The sequence below is a fragment of the Arthrobacter sp. GW822-FHT05G07 genome (assembly GCF_058799755.1).
In genome coordinates this window covers 98,453-116,105 of the sequence record NZ_JBXALT010000010.1, presented here as the reverse complement: position 1 = coordinate 116,105, position 17,653 = coordinate 98,453, and the positions used below count along the sequence as shown (strand labels likewise).

The 17,653-nt window shown below is 63.1% G+C and carries 15 protein-coding genes; 3 read left to right on the top strand and 12 right to left on the bottom strand.

From position 1 onward, the window contains the following. Positions 1-13: 13 nt before the first annotated feature. Genes AC1RJY_RS17620 through AC1RJY_RS17605 form a run of 4 tightly spaced genes read right to left on the bottom strand, consistent with a single transcriptional unit; the run spans position 14 to position 5,341 of the window. A complete protein-coding gene (locus tag AC1RJY_RS17620) occupies positions 14-1,855 on the bottom strand; it encodes an IucA/IucC family protein (protein WP_498602856.1) in 1,842 nt (613 codons plus the stop codon). After that, entirely contained in the window at positions 1,852-2,442 is a 591-nt protein-coding gene (locus AC1RJY_RS17615; protein WP_498602855.1) for a GNAT family N-acetyltransferase, read from the bottom strand. Before AC1RJY_RS17615 ends, AC1RJY_RS17620 begins: the two co-directional genes overlap by 4 nt. Then, positions 2,439-3,782, bottom strand: coding sequence for a lysine N(6)-hydroxylase/L-ornithine N(5)-oxygenase family protein (locus tag AC1RJY_RS17610; RefSeq protein WP_011773035.1), 1,344 nt, complete (start codon positions 3,780-3,782; stop codon positions 2,439-2,441). The genes AC1RJY_RS17615 and AC1RJY_RS17610 overlap by 4 nt, the downstream gene beginning before the upstream one ends. After that, on the bottom strand, positions 3,779-5,341 hold the full coding sequence (locus AC1RJY_RS17605; RefSeq protein WP_498602854.1) for a pyridoxal phosphate-dependent decarboxylase family protein: 1,563 nt from the start codon (positions 5,339-5,341) through the stop codon (positions 3,779-3,781). The genes AC1RJY_RS17610 and AC1RJY_RS17605 overlap by 4 nt, the downstream gene beginning before the upstream one ends. Before the next feature lie 286 nt (positions 5,342-5,627). Between AC1RJY_RS17605 and AC1RJY_RS17600 the strand changes: the two genes are divergently transcribed. After that, positions 5,628-5,987, top strand: coding sequence for a hypothetical protein (locus tag AC1RJY_RS17600; protein WP_498602853.1), 360 nt, complete (start codon positions 5,628-5,630; stop codon positions 5,985-5,987). Between the two features lie 42 nt (positions 5,988-6,029). Here the strand turns inward: AC1RJY_RS17600 and AC1RJY_RS17595 are convergent, their stop codons facing one another. Together AC1RJY_RS17595 and AC1RJY_RS17590 are read right to left on the bottom strand one after the other, a co-directional pair. Next, entirely contained in the window at positions 6,030-8,903 is a 2,874-nt protein-coding gene (locus AC1RJY_RS17595) for a DUF7507 domain-containing protein (protein WP_498602852.1), read from the bottom strand. A 184-nt stretch (positions 8,904-9,087) separates the two neighbouring features. Continuing rightward, on the bottom strand, positions 9,088-10,692 hold the full coding sequence (locus tag AC1RJY_RS17590; RefSeq protein ID WP_498602850.1) for a sigma-70 family RNA polymerase sigma factor: 1,605 nt from the start codon (positions 10,690-10,692) through the stop codon (positions 9,088-9,090). Positions 10,693-10,871: 179 nt separating this feature from the next. Here AC1RJY_RS17590 and AC1RJY_RS17585 point away from each other — a divergent pair, with 179 nt between their 5' ends. Then, positions 10,872-11,417: a hypothetical protein gene (locus AC1RJY_RS17585; RefSeq protein ID WP_498602849.1), complete on the top strand. Its 546-nt coding sequence runs from the start codon at positions 10,872-10,874 to the stop codon at positions 11,415-11,417. Positions 11,418-11,421: 4 nt separating this feature from the next. Here the strand turns inward: AC1RJY_RS17585 and AC1RJY_RS17580 are convergent, their stop codons facing one another. Together AC1RJY_RS17580 and AC1RJY_RS17575 are read right to left on the bottom strand one after the other, a co-directional pair. Then, positions 11,422-11,778, bottom strand: a complete 357-nt coding sequence (locus tag AC1RJY_RS17580) for a GNAT family N-acetyltransferase (protein ID WP_011773029.1) — start codon at positions 11,776-11,778, stop codon at positions 11,422-11,424. Then, positions 11,775-13,130 (bottom strand): acyltransferase family protein, encoded by a 1,356-nt coding sequence (locus AC1RJY_RS17575; RefSeq protein WP_498602848.1) that lies wholly within the window; start codon positions 13,128-13,130, stop codon positions 11,775-11,777. Before AC1RJY_RS17575 ends, AC1RJY_RS17580 begins: the two co-directional genes overlap by 4 nt. 265 nt (positions 13,131-13,395) lie before the next feature. On the opposite strand from AC1RJY_RS17575, the gene AC1RJY_RS17570 reads away from it, so the two are divergent. Next, a complete protein-coding gene (locus AC1RJY_RS17570) occupies positions 13,396-13,815 on the top strand; it encodes a VOC family protein (protein ID WP_011773027.1) in 420 nt (139 codons plus the stop codon). On the opposite strand, the gene AC1RJY_RS17565 is transcribed toward AC1RJY_RS17570, so the two are convergent. The 4 genes from AC1RJY_RS17565 to AC1RJY_RS17550 form a co-directional block, all read right to left on the bottom strand. Next, entirely contained in the window at positions 13,812-14,204 is a 393-nt protein-coding gene (locus tag AC1RJY_RS17565) for a DUF1304 domain-containing protein (RefSeq protein WP_011773026.1), read from the bottom strand. The two genes, AC1RJY_RS17570 and AC1RJY_RS17565, sit on opposite strands and share 4 nt — an antisense overlap. Before the next feature lie 51 nt (positions 14,205-14,255). After that, the gene (locus AC1RJY_RS17560; RefSeq protein ID WP_498602846.1) at positions 14,256-15,131 is read right to left on the bottom strand and encodes a class II fructose-bisphosphate aldolase; all 876 of its coding nucleotides are present in this window, start codon (positions 15,129-15,131) and stop codon (positions 14,256-14,258) included. Next, positions 15,131-16,597, bottom strand: a complete 1,467-nt coding sequence (locus AC1RJY_RS17555; protein ID WP_014920442.1) for a GntP family transporter — start codon at positions 16,595-16,597, stop codon at positions 15,131-15,133. Before AC1RJY_RS17555 ends, AC1RJY_RS17560 begins: the two co-directional genes overlap by 1 nt. Before the next feature lie 121 nt (positions 16,598-16,718). Beyond that, a complete protein-coding gene (locus tag AC1RJY_RS17550) occupies positions 16,719-17,621 on the bottom strand; it encodes an NAD(P)-dependent oxidoreductase (RefSeq protein WP_011773023.1) in 903 nt (300 codons plus the stop codon). Positions 17,622-17,653: the final 32 nt, after the last annotated feature.

Genomic DNA, 17,653 nt, shown 5'->3' with positions numbered 1-17,653 from the left:
TCACCGCAGGAACTTAGGCGAACTTCGCCAAAGGGTTGGCCAAGCGGCCTGCCATTTGGAGCCCACCGGAGGGATCCGAGATGTCCAACATCTGTTGGTTGTTCCTCAGTTGCAGGCGGTTGAGGCAGGAGAGCTCGAAGTCCGGGGCAAAGAGATCGTGCATGGCGAACTGGTCTGCAAGCTCCGGGTGCCGCTGCTGGTATTCGCGGAGCACAGCCGCGGCAGTTCCCCAGAACTCGTCTTCACGCAGCGTCCCGTCCTCCACAAGGATTGCCCCGAGGAAACGGAAGATGCAGTCGAACACGTCCGTGAAGATGGCCAGGACCATTTCCTCGGCAGGGATCTCGGCCTTGACGCGGGAGACTTCCTCCGGAAGTTCCAGCCGATCCCCCATGACCACGATTTCCTCGGCGATGTCCTTCATGATCGCCCGGACGGGCACGCCGTCTTCGAGGATCAGGATGACGTTCTCACCGTGGGGCATGAAGGCGAGCTCGTACTCGAAGAGGCAGTGGACCAGCGGCACAAGGTAGGCCTCGAAGTAGCGGCGAAGCCACTCGGTGGGCGCCAGGCCGGACCGGGAAATCAGGGCAGAAACCACGGAGTTTCCGGACGAATCCACGTGCAACAAAGACGCCATCGTTGCCAGCTGCTGCCCGTCCTTGAGCAACGGGAGCGGACTTTCCCTCCATAGGGCCGAGAGCATCTTGCGGTAGGGCGAACCCTTGGCCGAAGCAGCCTCGTAGTAGTGGTTGTGGTAGCCGATGGCCGCGGTTTCACGGATCATGGCCAAGCCCCGGTCCTGGAGCTCCTGGTCATTGCCGATCAGTTCCTGCAGCCAGTCATTGATGGCCGGCGTTGCCTTCATGTACTGCGGAGACAGGCCGCGCATGAAGCCCATGTTCAGCACGGACATGGCCGTCTTAACGTAGGCCTTCTCCGGGAAATCGGTGTTGAAGAACGTACGGATGGACTGCTGCGCCTGGTACGAATCTTCACCGGTGCCAAGGTTCACGATGTGGCGCTGGGCGATTTCTGCCGCGAACGTCACCGTGAGCTTGTTGTCCCACTGCCACGGGTGGACCGGCATCAGGAGATAGTCCTCGGGATCCAGCCCGGATGCGGACAGTTCCGCGTTGAACCACGCAAGAGTGGCCGGGCCGAGCTCAGCTTCGAAGTGCGTCCGGTAATCCAACCCGGCACTCGATGTGAACACAGCCTTGCTGCGGTGCACCGCAATCCACTGCAGCTTCACGGTGGCACCGGTCTCCGGAGCGAACGCGTGGTAGTCGGCAATCCCAAATCCAAGCCGGCCATTGTTGGCCACGAAGCACGGGTGCCCCTCGGTCATGCTGTGCTCAATTGCTTGGAAGTCCGCAGCCCGGTCAGCACCACCGGTGATGCCCGCAGCCAACTGCGCCGAGGTGAAGGGCTTGCCCTGCTTGTAGGCGTGGCTGGCCAGCGTGCTGCTGATTTCCTCCAGGTACACAGGCAGCATTTCCTGGCGGATGGCCAGTGCCTCGTGGAATTCGGCAATGAAGTCCAAGGCATCCACTGGAAGCTCTTGACCGTCCCGCAACCGAACGATGGATTCGGCTGTTACGGACCAGTGCTCCAATTGCAGCAGCCTGGCGCTGAAGCGGTATTCCGTAGCGGCGTCATCGCTCACCACCTTATAGAGCCCGACGCCGGCGCCCTCTTCCCGGATCAGCTCCGGGACCAGGATGCGCTCGTGCGCGAACTCGGCGATTGCCTTGCGGACCAGGTGCCGGTTGGCAGCGGCCCAGCGCCCAGGGGTCAGGTGCGACACGGTATCAACGGCAGTGGTGGTGGCGTTGTGGGCAGTGGTGGTCACAGGGATTCTCCTCTGGTCGCCGCGGCAGGCGCGGCCAGAATCGGGGTCAGGGTAGCGAGAAAATCCTCGCGGGTGCAGAAGCTCAGCAGTCCTTGCTTATGGTCTTCGGCGGGGTCGACGGCGGGAAGGGTCACCACGCCGTGGGGCCGGAAGCCCACTTTCTTGTTCAGGACATGAATCTTGTGGTTGCGGGCGTCAGGCTCGACGACGATGCGCCGGGTTGCGGGGTCAACGAACAGTTCCGCCATGACGGACTGCATGACCGAGGTGGTGAAGCCAGGCTGGGGAGCACCGGCGGGCGGGGACACCAAGAGGTGCATGCCGATGTCGCCGGGCTGGACCTCATAAACGTCCGCCAACGGCGATGACTCCGGGCGGTAGCGCTCCATGAGGAAGGCGGGGACGCCGTCGTCGAGGCCTAAGAACGCCTGGTGATGGCCCGATTCGGCAATCTTGGAGTATTCCTCCACAACGTCCTGCTCGGTGGCCGAAACCATGCCCCAGAATCGCGCATACTCCTGGCTCACCCAGCTGTGGAGGACAGGTGCGTCCGCTACGGGCTCGACTGGTCGGAACGTGAAGCTCATGCGGTTGCCCCCACTGCAGCCGGAAGCTCTGCGGAAACGGGTGCGGGTGCGCCGAACTGCTGGAACGCGATGCTGCGCTCGATCGGGTAAACCTCGCGGCCGGTGATTTCGCGCAGGATGCAGGAGTTGCGGTAGGCGGACATACCGAGGTCCGGGGTGACGAAGCCGTGGGTGTGGAGCTCCGCGTTCTGGACGAAAATCTCGCCGGGTTCAACGCCGGTTCCATAGTTGCGCTCGACGTCGAAGCGGCCCTTGGAGTCGCGGCGGATCCGATCGTGGATGCCTGCCAGGAAGGCGGGCTCCTTGTAGCTGTAGCCGGTGGCCAGGACCACGGCCTCGGACTCCAGGCTGTAGCTCTGCCCGTGTTCCTCGTGGTGCAACTGGAGTGTGTGGGTGCCAGTGGCGGGGTCCCACTCCGCGGCGGTGAGCGACGAGTGCGTGTGCAGCTGCGTGTCCACCATGCCGGAGAGGCTCTTGGTGTAGAGAAGATCGTAGATATCGTCGATCAGGTCCGAGTTGATGCCCTTGTACAGGTTCTTCTGGCTCTTGATCAGGGAATCGCGTTGCTCGCCCGGGAGCGAGTGGAAGTAGTCAACGTACTCCGGCGAGGTCATCTCGAGGGTGAGCTTGGTGTACTCCAGCGGGAAGAAACGGCCGGAACGGGTCACCCAGTTGAGCTGGTAACCGTAGACGTCAATTTCCTGAAGGAGTTCGTAGTAAAGCTCCGCTGCGCTTTGGCCGCTGCCCACGATGGTGATGCTGCGCTTGGACTGCAGCTCGCTCTTCCTCGACAGGTAGTCGGCGTTGTGGAGGACAAGTCCGCCGGCGTCCACTATCCCTGCACAGGAGTCCGGAATGTACGGGGACGTACCGGTGCCCAGGACCAGCTTGCGGGCAAGAAGTACCTCAGCGCCGTCCGGCCCCTGCACAGAAAGCCGGTACACGCCGTCGTCGTACGTCACATCCAGCACATCCGTGCTAAAACGAACGGACTCAAGCTGGCCGGCCACCCACTGGCAGTACTGGTTGTACTCGGCGCGGAGCGGGTAGAAGTTCTCGCGGATATAGAAGCGGTACAGGCGGCCCGTCTGCTTCAGGAAGTTCAGGAACGAGAACGGCGACGTCGGGTCGGCGAGCGTCACGAGGTCCGCCATGAACGGGACCTGCAAATGCGCCGGTTCCAGCATCATGCCGGGGTGCCAGTCGAAGGACTCGCGACGGTCCAGGAACACACAGTCTAGGTTCTCCACAGGCTCGCTTAGCGCGGCCAGTCCCAGGTTGAAAGGCCCGACGCCGATGCCTGCGACGTCGTAGATCTTGCCGTTGTCTTGGGTGCTCACGCTGCAGCCTCCGTGGTGTTCGCCAGCAGGCTGTCGCCCGTCCGGCGGATAAGTTCGATGATTTCCTGGATGTCCCTCAGGCTCGCCTCGGCGTTGAGGAGGGTGAATTTGAGGTAGTGGCGGCCAGCTACCTTGGTGCCGGCAACAACAGCTTCACCCGAGGCGAAGATCGCGGCGCGGATGGCAGGGTTAAGAACGTCCGCAGCGTCTTCATCAAGGGCTGCGCCGTCAACCATCGGGCGATAGCGGAACACCAAGGTGCTCAGCTGCGGTGCGGCAGCGAGCTCGAACTCGGCATCCTCAGCCAGCAAGGTTCCCACCCGGGCGGCGAGGTCGATCGCTTCGTCGAAGAGGGCGCCGATGGCGTCGGCCCCCATGATGCGGAGGGTCAGCCACAGCTTCAGGGCATCGAAGCGGCGGGTGGTCTGAATGCTCTTGTCCACCTGATTGGGGATTTCGGCCTTCGCAGCGCTCTCCGGGTTCAGGTAGTCCGCGTAGTACGTGACATGGCCCATCATGGAGCCGTTGCGGACCAGGACCGCGCTGGAACTGACGGGCTGGAAGAAGGTCTTGTGGAAGTCGACGGTAACGGAGTCCGCAAGGTGGATCCCGCTGAGGAGGTGCCGGTGCCTGCCGGAAACGATGAGTCCTCCACCGTAGGCGCCGTCCACGTGCAGCCAGGAATCGTAGGCACGGACCAGCGCGGCCAGTTCGGAGAGCGGGTCAACCGAACCGAAGTCCGTGGTCCCGGCGGTGGCCACAACCGCCATGGGCACCAGCCCGGCGTCGTGCGCTTCTGCCAAAGCAGCAGCGAGCGCTGCGGGGTCCATGCGGTGGTCTTCCGTCGTAGGCACGGCGATCACGGCGTCGAAGCCGAGGCCCAGCATGGACGCGGACTTCTGGATGCTGAAGTGGCTGTCCACGGACGTGAAAATCCGGAGCCGGTCCAGGAGGTGCGGCAGGCGAGCGTCCCCATTCGTCGCCCGCAGTTTGGCGACCGCGTGATTGCGGGCAATCAGCAGCGCCTGGAAGTTGGACTGGCTGCCGCCCGAGGTGAAAACACCGTCGGCGTCGGCGTCGAAGCCGATGCGCTCGGCGGTCCAATCGATGAGGCGGCGTTCGATCATGGTGGCACCGGCGCTCTGGTCCCACGTGTCCATGGAGGAGTTCACGGCCGAGAGCACTGCTTCGCCCACCAGCGCCGGTATGACAACCGGGCAGTTGAGATGGGCGGCGTAGCGGGAATCGTGGAAGTAGATGGCGTCCTTGAGATAGAGCTCGTCCAGCTCTTCCAGTGCTGCAGCCGTGTCCGGCAGCGGACGTTCAAGATCGACTGCGCCAACCTTCGTCTTCAGTTCAGCATGCCCGACGCCGGTGAACGGCTGGGCGGTCCGCTGGACTTTGGTGGAGACAGCGTTGACTCCCTGAAGAACCTGCGCGACGTAGCTGGGCGAATTTCGTGCGTTGAACAGCTGGTTTGTGGCAGCGAGGGCCAGTTCCACTTTGGAGCCGAAGTCCTGCTCCTGAGCGATCCGCTCTTCGACACTAGGTGACGTCACGTCAGCTTCCTTCCATTGCGTTGGGGGCGCTTATTAGCAAGGTAAGCCTTACTTAGGTAAACCTTTCCGTCAAACTTTTGTGACCTATTTCGCTCAGAAGGCGTTTTCTCGCGTGAGTAGCTGTGGTTGGCGCGTCATTGACTTTCATTCAGACCGTGTTGGGTGCAAAATATGGCGCTTTTTCGGCCAAGTGATTGTTCATAAGCGCCATCGGCTGCTACCTGCGGCTTGCTCGGAACAGGGAGTAGAGTGCTAGGACTATCAGCTGTCAGACGTTGGGGGGGCCATGAAGGACCACGTTCACGAGCACATCGGTTTCCGGGAAATCGACGAGGACGGCAACGCGTTACCTGCGGTCAGCCCCCATGTGCCCGAACTCGCGGACCCCGCGCAGAAACGCGCTTCGCCCAACCCCTTCATCATTGCGCTGTGGGTGCTGGATGCGGGACTGTTGGGCTTCGGGTTCTGGGCCTTGACCGAAGCAGCAGCTGCGATGGCCGGACCAACACAGTTCAACACATCGGCGCAGCTCAGCTTCATGCTGATGTCCTACACCCCGTACGTACTTCTGGGCGGCCTGCTACTAACGGCCGCCCTACTCTTCTGGCACGCCGTGCAGTGGCAAAGAAAGCGGCCGGCCAGTTAGCAGAGCACGCTTTCCAGGGCACCCACGCCCCAGCACCAGATCTCAGTGACGAGTGCGACGGTATCCGAAGAGGAACAGGACCAGGCCCGCGCCAACCACGATGAGGCTGATCGGCAGCACGTTATGGACAACGCCTGTGGAGGCCAACGGTCCTTCAGACTGACTGGGACCAAGGGGCGATCCGTCACCTTCCCGCGGTCCATCAGACTGGCCGGGACCGTCCCGCGGCCCGTCGGGCCGACTGGCCCCGTCCCGCGGCCCATCAGTCTGGTTGGGCCCAACTGGCGGGAAGGTCACCACAACACTCGCTGGTGGCGTAGCGACCACCGGTCCAGTGGGAGGCGTACCCGTCGCGGTGGCCGTGTTGACCACGTGCCCGGCGTCGATGTCCGCCTGCGTGACCGCGTACGTTGCTCTGGCAGTCACTTCCTCACCGGGAAGCAGAATTCCTGCGTCACCGGGCCAGGTGTAAACCAAGGCCGACAGGCCCGGCATCAGATCGTTGACCACCACGTGGGTCAACGGCGCATTTTCTGTGTTTTTCACCGTGAACATGTAGGTGATTGGATCGCCCACCTTGGCGGGGTCACCCACTGCAGATGCATCCGCCGTCTTGGTGAACCGCATGCCGGCGCCCGGCGTCAACTGGGTGTCCGTTTCTCCGGGAGGAGGGGTCATCGGGGTACCGGAGGGAGGAGTGCCCCTTGTAGTTGCGCTGTTGACCACGTGCCCGGAGTCGATGTCAGCCTGGGAGATCCCGTATGTTGCTTTGGCTGTCACGGTTTCACCGGGCAGAAGGGTTCCTGGGGCGCCGGGCCAGCTGTAGCTCAACGCGGACAAACCGGCCAGCGGATCCTCGATGGAGACATCCGTCAGCGTGACGTTGCCGGTGTTCTTCGCAGCGAACGTGTATGTCATCACGTCGCCCGCAACAGACGGATGGAGAACGGCGCTGGCGTCGGCGGACTTGCTGAACTCCATCGCTGCGGCCTGGGTCAAAGGTGTGTCCGTTGTTCCGGGAGGAGGCGCTAGCGGCGGACCTGCGGGCGGGGTACCCGTGGTCGTGGCCGAGTTGGCGAGATGACCGGCGTCGATATCTTCCTGCGTGATCCCGTAGGTTGCCGTAGCCGTCACGGTTTGGCCAGGGAGCAACTCACCCGGGATGCCCGGCCAGGTGTAGCTCAGGGCGGACAGGCCAGCCAGCGGATCCGTGATGGAGACATTGGTCAGCGGCACGTTGCCGGTGTTCTTCGAAGCGAAAGTGTAGGTGATACGGTCACCCACAACCGGCGATTGCTGAATGTCAGAGGCGTCAGCGGACACGCTGCACTCCATGGTCGGCACGGGATGTGCCGTGCTGGTCAGCACACAGCTGATATCGGCGCCGGCACGGGGCACAATTTCCAGGGAGCCAGCGAAAGGCGCCCCGGAAGGCAGGCCGGACTGAAGACCATTGGCGTCCACACAGGTTATGGCGTTGCTGTAGCCGGACAGGTTGGTACCGGACTCGGTCAGATAATACGGGGTTCCGGCATTGGCTACGTACTCACCGGTGACACCCGTGTTTGGCTCAATCGTGGAGCCCGCACCAGCGGTGGTCGCGTTGGCAGTAGAGCTGACAACCGGTCCAGTGGCCGAGCCCGTGCGGATGTGGGTGGTGAACTGATGGGAATCAGACAGCCGGGGAGCGCCAAGGGCTTTGCTTAATGCCAGCCGCGGAGACCGAACGCTGAGCGTGGCGTTTGCAGGCGGGTTCAGGTTGGTCACGATGTTGGCGGGTCCGTTAACGTACGTACCCTCCGCAGCAGCTGTGACGTCTACCGTAATGGTGCACGCCGTCATTCCTTGGGCGAGGTCACCGCCAATGACTGAGACGGTGTTGCTGCCGGCAACGGCCCACTTCTCCAAGGGGTTGGTTCCCGCGGCCTGCACGCAGGTGCCACCCATGTTGGGAGTACCGGCAACGGTCAGTCCAGCAGGAAGGGTGTCCGTGATGGACCAGTCGTTCTTCGCCTTGAGGTCGTCGGTGTTGGTGATCGTCAGCGTGACCTTGGATGTGCCGCCAGGTGCGATGAGCGCCGGGGTGAAGGATTTATCCAGCTGGGGCGTCACATCCACAATCTGCGGAAGGTCGAAGGCGACGTCGTTGCCGATTCCCGTGGCTGTTTCATTCCTCAGCTCCAAGCCGAGTGAAGGGTTTGTGCCCACGGGAATCTGGTAGGCAGCGGATTGGAGCTTGGTGACCTGGACGCTTGGCTGGGTGCTGCTGCCACAGGGATCGAGGCCGGCGCTGAGCACTTGGCGTGTCCCATTAATGAGCAGGCTGAAGGTCTGGCTCGCGTGTGCAGCGTGGCAGTTCACCTGGGCGAAGTAACCTGACACCGCATAGTAGTGGCCGGCGATTGCCGGGATGGTGTTTGCTTCGGTGCGGAATTGGACGCCAGCGGCGATATTTCCTGATGCGCTGTTGGTGTATTCAGACAACGCCTGGTTGCTGGCAGCTTGCGCTGCTGTTTGTCCCTGCGCCATTCCGAGGGCAACCGACATCTGCTGGATCTGTTCCCAGCCGCCGGGCTGGTTTCTGAGGCAACCCGCATCGGAGGTCGCCAACGGGGTGAAGGAGTTCAGTATCCAGCCGTCGCATTGTCCGCCGGCCGGTGTGTAGGGCGTATCAGCCGTATACGTTTGGTTCGCAGCTGCGGTTCCACCCATGTAGCTCAGGATGCTGAGGGCGCTGGCGGTGGCATTCTGATTCGCGAAGGTCTCCGTGTAGACAGGAGTACCTGGCTGGGCAACGCCGGGCGAGCCTGGCAGAGTGGCCAAAGCCGGCGGTGCCAAGGCGCTTCCCACCCCCAGAAACGTGATCGCCGTGGCGACGATGGCCGCCAGCAGCTTCTGTGGACCTCTGTATATCATGGGCTCTCTCGCAACCGACCTTTTCTGTCGTTGAAGCTTGGGGTGGCTTCAACGAGGGCGCCGATAAACGGGGACCCGAAGGCGTAGTGGGAGAAGTCCGCGAATCGTGACGCGAAAAATTGGAAAAATGTTGAGACGATTTTTCCAAGACCCGGAACTGCAGGTTCAGGGGCGGTGCGAGGGACTACCGGAAGGAGTTGGCGAACGTCTTGGAGACGATGCCATTCCCGCCAAATCGATAGTTGACCGTTCCCGTTTCCGCGGCTGGCGGGAGCGCAACGCCCAGCGTAAAGGCAAGGTTTTCCCTGTCCATGGAGTCGGTAGTGCAGCGGATCTGCCGCATATTTGAAGCGGCGTTTCCGCACGTCCAACCAGCCGGGGCCACGGTCCTACCCGCCACGAAGGTTACCTGGTCCGGGAGCGTGAAGACGGCCTCACCCGTGCTCGGCGCTCCTTCGCCCTGCAGCGAGAACCCTACGTGCAGGTCCCGCTCCGTCTTGTCGGAGCCCGGGATGGCTGAGAACGTCCCATCAACCGTTTGGGCGGCGGGCGCCGCCAGCGCTACAGAGGCGGGCGCCGGCGTCGAGAATACCGCACCTGAATCCACCACCGCGGCGCTCCGCTGCGGCAGAGGGGTCGGCGGAATGACGACGGCGGTTGGTTCCGGCGTCGATGTGGCAGCGGGCTCTGGATTGGGCTCTGGCGTGGAGCTTGGCGTTGCACTCGGCGACGACGTTTCCTGGGCGGCCGGTGATGCCGGTGATGCGGCGTCGGAGGCAACAGCGGATTCAGTATCTGCGCTGGGCTGAAGGAACCACACCAGCACTCCAGCCAGAGCCAGTACGCCCACCACAATGGCCGCCGTCAACTTCCACATTTGGCTGGCGGTGCGCGCCGCGACCGCGCCAGCCTGGCCGGACACTGCTGTGCTTCCGGCAGCCGCCTGCAGCCCTCCGGCCGTGGCCGCCGATCCGAGTGCGGCAAATGCCCCCGGGGTAAAGGCGATGCCCGTAAGCAAGGGGAACAGGATGGCCCTCATGCCGCCCTGGACGTCATTGAGTTCCATCAGCAGAGCCGTGCACCGGGCACAGCCATCCAGGTGACTGCGGACTTTCTCCTCGGACGTACGCTTCAGCGCGTTTCGCGCGTACTTTCCCAACTGGCTGGCGTACTCGTTACAGTCGCCCACCGTCTGGCTGATGTGCTGTTGAAGATAGGCCTGACGCAGTCCTTCCCTCGCCCGGAGGGCCAACGACGAGACACCGTTGGGAGTGAGGCCCACGAGTGGTGCCGCCGCTGCCGGTTTCAGGCCTTCGATGTCCAGGTGCCAGAGCACGGCCTGCCAGCGTTCGGGCAACGACTTGAACGCCCTGGCCATAATGCTCGACTCAAGGTCGTCGAGCACGGGGTCACTGTCCAGGACAGCGGAATCCAGAATGGCGTCGTCGGCAGCAGTTGGCATGCGGCGGGCCTTGCGGTTCCGGTCGTGGGCGGTGCGGCGCACCACGGTCAGGAGATAGGAGCGGAAGAACTCCTTTGGTCCCTTGCCTTCCGTCAACTGCTGGAAGATGGAAGCGAAAGACTCGGCCACGACGTCGTCGGCGTCACTGGGATTATCGCTCTGCGCGCGGGCGACAAAATGGGCGACTTTGAAGTGCCGTTGGTAGAGCACGTCGAAGGCATCGGTGGCACCTTCGCGCACCAACTCAATGATCTGGGAATCGCTGCGGGCAGCCATTGTGCTGGCAGGAGACTCTCCACTGGCCGCTGCCGCGGTTAGTTGATCCATAAACAAGAGTGTGGCACCTCTTGCCCTATGACTTGAATCGCGTTGCCCGGCCCTGTAGATAACTCCGATTTCCGCGACACGAATTCGCTCCGAGCGGCACTTGACATGCACAACCGTCCATCCCCGGCCCGAAATGAGGACTCATGGGTATCCGGCGCAGCCGCCCCTTTAGGAAATTGATGCGTGCCACCCACAACCACACGCCAAGGGTCCCGTGCGCGATCGTTCGGGGATTGCCCTTACGGCGCTCGGTACTTTTGGCGCGAAAAAAGAATGCGGGCCACATCTCTCTCGTCTACGGAGCCGACAGGCCATTGGCCATCCCGGGCGATACGGTCATCTTCACCGCATGGATCACCAATGACTCCACGAGCCACGTGCGTGATATCAATCTCGTACCTCGTTCCTTCACCAACGAGGGCATGGAAATGCTCCAGTACACCTCAGAACCTGTGGAGCGGGACCTGCGGATAAGACTGCTGGCCCCAGGCCAATCCGTGATGCGGAGCTTCACCTACTTGGTGACGGACTCCGATCACCTCCACGGCGGGAGCCTCGTCAGCGCAATGCAGGTCCGCGCAACGTGCCGCCGCGGGGTGATTACGGATGAGCACGACGCAATCGTCTCCCTCAGCGGAACGCGGCGTGACTGGCCTTTCAAGACAACCAGAGCCGGCCAGCCCCGACGCAGCCCAAAGAGAAGCAACGCGTCAGTGCTCGTGTAGCCCTTTACTCGTTGTCCGGTTCACCCACCGGCATTTCCGCAGGCCAGTCGACGTCCTGTTCGTAGCCCTCGTGCTTCTTCAGGTAAGCGGCGATGTACGGGCAATGCGGGATGATGCGTTTGCCGGAGGCCACCACGTCATCCAGCGCAAAGTGCGCCAGGACTTTCGCCAAGCCTTGGCCATTGAACTGGGGCTTCGTTTCAGTGTGAATGAAATCGATATGACCGGGCTTGTCCAGGAACTGTGAAATCACGGCCAGCTCTCCGTCCACGTGCAGCTCATAGCGGTGGAATTTGTCGTTGCGCACCGTGGTGACGCCAGCTTTGAACGACTCTGCCAGTGAATCCTTGTACTCGGTCATGTTTCGAGATTGGCACGTAAATCCGGCTCTGGCAACGTGGGCCGTCGACGTTCGGGCGATTCCGCACCTTCGCGCAACGGAGTCGGCAGCAGCGGCGTCGGAACCCTGCCCAGCAAGAGGACCGAAATGGCAAAGCACGCCGCTCCCCCACCCAACAGGGCAAGCGTCAATCCGTTGAACGCAGCGTCCGCCACCGGGATCAAAACCACGACGGCGGCGGTCACCACAGCGGTGCGCGTGGGGCCCCGTGCGTGGCTTGCCGCCGTCGGACGGTTCTCCAGGCGACCAAAAATCCACACAACCGGGACCATCAGGGTGACCACCGCGAAGAAGACAGGGATCCGCGCCCACCACCACTCCGGAGTCCCTGCCAACGGCTTGGGCACATCGGTCAGCAGCAGCAACCCGGACATGCCCACCAGGAGCGGAAGGTGCCACAGGTACACGGTCATGGATCGCCGTCCCGCTACGGCCATGACCCCCTGGATCCATCGGACGTCAGCGATCCGCCGTATGCCACCTTGCAGGAGTTGGAGCGTGGCCGTCTGGGAAATGCCCAAGAGAAGCAGGCAGAAATTGGGCGGGTTCAGGTTCACCACCATGTTCCCCGGGTACACGGCCACACCGGTCACGAGGCCCAGCAGAAGGTTGCTGGAAACAACGGCACCGATGAGCCAGCCGCGGCTGCGTTTCTCGAAGAAGCCGTCCGCCATGAGGAATCCCAATTGCTGGACGGCGCACCACACGAAGATCATGTTGGCGAAGGCCAGGACGGGAATGGCGCCGCGAAGGGAATCGACAGTGATGATCAGCGCCACCAGCGCAGCGAACGTCAGAAATGGCGCACGCTCGTGAAGCCGGGCCATCACCGGGATGCTGAGTTGGGCGGTGAGGAAGGCCGCCAAGAACCACAGGGGCATCGCGGCGCCGGCGGTCATTAACTGGATGACCGCCGGGTGGACGCCAAGCAGCAGCGCAACCCACAGCCCTCCCCACATGACAGCCAAAACGGCCATGGCCGGGCGGACCAGTCGGAGGAGTCGCAACTGGGCGAAGTCGAACCCGGTGCCGCCGTGGGCCCTCAGACGCCGCCACGATTGCAGCCCTGTTACACCGCCCAGGACGAAGAACAGCGGCACGATCATGAGCCCCCACGCCACAGGGGTAAACCAGCTTTGCTCCATGAGGACGTTCACGGTCACCACAGTCCCGTCCTTCTGCAGAACAGGGCTGACCATCATGCAGTGCGCAGCGACAACCAGGAGCAGGCAGATGAAACGGACAAGATCGATCGCCGGATCCCTATGCACAACCGCTGCCGGGCTGGCGGGCTGATGCTCGTCCATCTCCATGGCTCTCCCTACATGGCACGCCCCTGCGTGCTGACTCCATTCTCCGCCCGGGCGAGGGGCTGGGCCAGCAGGTGGGCCGTTCTAAGTGGGTGCCTTCCTTAGCAAGCAGGCTCTCTGCGCCGCCGCCTTGGAGCGGTCTCTCTGCGCCGGTCCAAGGCGGCGGCGCCATCCCTGCCCTTTGCTGGCAAGGAGTCTGCTGGCTACTTATACACAGGCGTGAAATTACCTCTGGACGAGGCGTCGAAACACCGGCAGGATCAGACGCATGACTACGTCGATTTTCGTGAACCTCCCCGTCAGCGACCTCGAGGCATCCAAGGCCTTCTACACGGCCCTTGGCTACACCATCAACCCGAACTTCACCGACGAGACTGCCGCATGCGTGGTCTTCAGCGACACTATCTATGCAATGCTCCTGACCCACGCCAAGTTCAGCGAGTTCACCAAGCAGCCCATCGCGGACACGCAGAACTCGACGGCCGCTATTGTGGCACTTTCCGCCGACAGCCGTGAAGACGTGGATGCCCTGGCTGCAAAGGCGCTCGAAGCCGGCGGTTCAGAAACCTACGACGCCCAGGATCTTGGCTTCATGTACAGCCGCGCGTTCCGTGACTTGGATGGCCACCACTGGGAAGTCCTCTGGATGGATGAAGCCGCAGCCCAGGCAGGTCCTCCGGAGCACTAGCCCAGCGTCACTGCCAGCACTCCAAGCACGACGGCGAGCAACGGCGTTGTGCCTTGGAGGGTTGCCGCGCGGAGGTACTTCTTACCGCTGGCAGCAAGGACCAAGGCGGCCAGGAGCATGGAACCACAACTGCTGAAGACGAGGGTCCAGCCCACCTGTGGCGCCCCGGCCCAGACAGCGATGATGCCGATCAGTGCGCCGATGGCCAGGAACAGGTTGTAGAAACCCTGGTTGTAGGCGAGCGGTTTGGTGGTTTCAGCGTCGGCCTGCGAGGTGAGGCTGAAGCGTTTCCATGTGGCCGGTTTGGTCCAGGTGATGGACTCCATGGTGAAGATGTAGACGTGGAGCAGGGCGGCAATCGTCGCGAAAATCAGGGAGGCCAGAATCATGATTTGATCCTAGCCTCCCTGTGTTGCTGCACTTGGGTACCGCGCTGCGCGTCAGACGCTGAGCAACTCCAGCGTGGCACCCGCAAAGGTCGCAGCGGAGCCGTTCCAACGAGCCAGCAGCCCTTGAAGGTTCTCGCCGTCTGCCCGGTGGGCGGGAGTTTCAGTCTCCAGTGTGGCCAGGATTCCCGTGCGCAGCTCCGTGTTGAAGTTCACCTTGCCAACCTGCATGGACGGCGCCTTGGCAAGCTCGTCCGCAGGGATTCCGGAAGCGCCGTGCAGTACCAACGGCACGCCGGTCTTTGCAGCCACTTCCTGCAGCACGTCCCAGCGGATGTTCGGCTCGCCCTTGTACTTGCCGTGCACGTTGCCCACCGCGACGGCCAGCAGCTGCGCACCCGTTCGCTCCACGAAGTCAGCCACCTGCGCGGGGTTGGTGAGCCCTGCACCTGAAGTGCCGGCGTCGTGCTCTGAATCTTCGGCACCAAACGCCTTGTCCTCGTCGCCCGCAAGACCGCCAAGCTCCGCTTCAAGCACGACGTCGGACGCACCTTGGGCGTCCAGCGCGGCACGGACTTCGCGGACCAAGGCGATGTTGTCCTCGTAAGGCAAGGACGAGCCATCGGCCAGGACCGCATCCGCCCCGGCGGCCACGGAGTCACGGATGACCCGCAGATCGGAAGCGTGGTCCAACTGGACGGAAACCGGGACGCTCGCGGTGTCGGCCAGGCCACGCAGGGCCGCGATGAGGCGCAGTCCGTTGGGCGTGGACGCGGTTTTCGGAGCGACGAGCATGATCACGCCGAGCCCGGATTCTTCCGCTGCGCCCACAACAGCCAGGGCTGTGGTGAAGTCGTAGCAAGTGAAGGCGGGAACGGCCGAGCCGGAGGCCAGGGCAGAGTTGACCAGGTGGTCGAGTTTGGTGCGCATTAGTGGCCCAGGCCTCCCACCAGGATCCAGGCGACGTACGTCAGTGCGAAGCCGGCCAAGCCCAGGATGGTCGTCAGGACAGTCCAGGTCTTGAGGCCGTCGGAAACCGTGAGGCCGTAGTAACGGATCACGGTCCAGAAGCCGGCATCCGTAACGTGGGACAGGCCTAGCGAACCGAAGCCGATGGCAATGACGATCACGGCGATCTGGGCCGGCGTGTAGCCACCTTCCATGACGGCCGAGGTGAGCAGGCCCGTCGTGGTCACGATGGCAACGGTTGCGGAGCCCTGGGCTGCGCGCAGAGCCAGGGAGATGATGAAGCCGAGCACGATCACCGGCAGGCCGAGGCTGTCCAAAGTGTGGGACAGTGCTGCGCCGATGCCGGATGCGCGGAGGACTTCACCGAACACCCCACCAGCTGCAACCACCATAAGGATGGAGGCAATGGGAGGCAGTGCGCCTTCGAAGATTTCGCCGGTTTCCTTAAGCGACCAGTTGCGGCGGACCGCCAGCAGGAAGAAGGAGAGGGCCACGGCAACCAGGAGTGCGAAGAAAGGGTTGCCAATGAACGCGGCCACGCCGTACCAGTAGTTGTCCTTGGCGAGGGTCAGTGTTCCAACGGTGCCGAGGAGGATCTGGACGATCGGAGCGGCGATCAGGAACATGATCAGGCCGGGACGCGGAGGGGCGATGGCGCGGGCGCCGGGGCCGTCGTGGCCCACGTGAACCAGGGAGTCGGAACCGAATTCGTCAACCTGCTGCTTCACGCCGGGGAGTAGCTCGTAGTCCTTGCGGTTCATGATGCTGGCAACCCAGTAGGACAGGAATCCAAGGGGGATACAGATGATGAGTGAGATCAGGGTGATGAGTCCGATGTCGGCGCCGAAGACGCCGGCGCCGGCCACGATGCCCGGGTGCGGCGGGACAGCCACGTGAATGGACAGCATGATGCCGGCCATGGGCAGGCCGAACTTGATGGGGTGAACGTTGGCGATCTTGGCGAAAGCGTAGACGATCGGGACCAGGACGATGACGCCCACTTCGAAGAACACGGGGATCGCCACGAGGAAACCGACGGCAGTCAGCGCAATGGCAACGCGCTTGGCTCCGAGCTTTTCAGTGAAGTGGGTAGCCAGCGACTGCACGCCGCCGGAAACCTCGATCATGCGCCCAAGGATGGCACCGAGGGCAATCAGCAACGCGACCTTGCCCATGGTGCTGCCAACGCCTGTGGTCACCACTGTGAAGATGTCCTTGAGCGGAATCTGCGCGGCTACGGCCACCAGGATGCTGACAGCCAACAGGGCAACAAAGGCCTGAATCTTGAAGCGGATGATCAGCACCAGCAGCAGGGCGATGCCCGCTGCGGCGATGGTCAGCAGGAGGGGGGTTCCCAGCTCCACTGCGGGCTTGATGGCGGGGGCATCTGCCGCCTGAACCATCAACGAGTTGATGAGGGGATTCATTGGGGGGTGTCTCCTTTGACATACCAGTCTAAAGAAGACCGGCGGGAGGTGCGACGACGGCGAAGGGGGGGACCGCCGTCGTCGCGGGTTCTTTATTGGGAGTGGCTAGGGTTGGGAGTGGTTAGGCGGTGCGCTTGGAGGGCGCAACAACCTTAATGACGGCAGAATCGTCGGCGGCGGCGAGGCCCTGGGCCTGGCCGAGAAGGTAGAGCTGTTCAGCGGCGGCAGCAACGGGTGCGGCGAGGCCGGCGGCCCTGGTTGCCTTACCCACGATGCCCATGTCCTTCACGAAGATGTCCAAGCGGCTGAGGACCTCTGCGCCGTCTTCGGAGTAGGCCTCGAGGATGCGGGGGCCACGGTTGGACAGCATGAAGGAACCAGCAGCACCGGCTTCGAGGGCGGCGAGGGTCTTCGCCTGATCGAGCCCGAGGGCATCGGCGAGGGCCATGGCCTCAGCCGCGGCGGCGATGTGCACACCGCACAGGAGCTGGTTGACGGTCTTGAGCGCTTGGCCGTCGCCGGGCTTATCCCCAACGATGCTCAGGGTGGACGCCAGCAGCTCAAGTGCGGGGCGGGCCTTCTCCAGCGCCTCCGGCTCGGCACCGACCACAATCAGCAGGTCGCCTTCACCAGCGCGCTTCGGACCGCCGGACAGCGGGGCATCCACCAGCGAAACGCCGTATTCGGCCAGCTTGGCAACCGTGGCCGGGATGGCTTCGGTGCCCACGGTGCTGCCCAGGATGACGACGGCGCCCGGCTTCAGTACCGCCGCGACGCCGTTCTCGCCGAAAAGGACATCGTTGAGCTGCTCGCCGTTGCGGACAGCAAGAAGGAGTGCGTCAGCGTCCTGGGAAGCTTCGCGGGCCGAGGCGAAAGTCTTGATGCCCGCCGCGGCGGCGAGCTCAAGGCGGGGCTCGGCGATATCGAAGCCGTGGACGGTCAGCTCGGACGCGAGGCGGGTGGCCATGGGCAGGCCCATGGCGCCGAGGCCCAGAACGGTGATGGTGTAGTCGCTGCTGGTCATGGTGTTCTCCATTGAATTTTTGGCTATGAGAA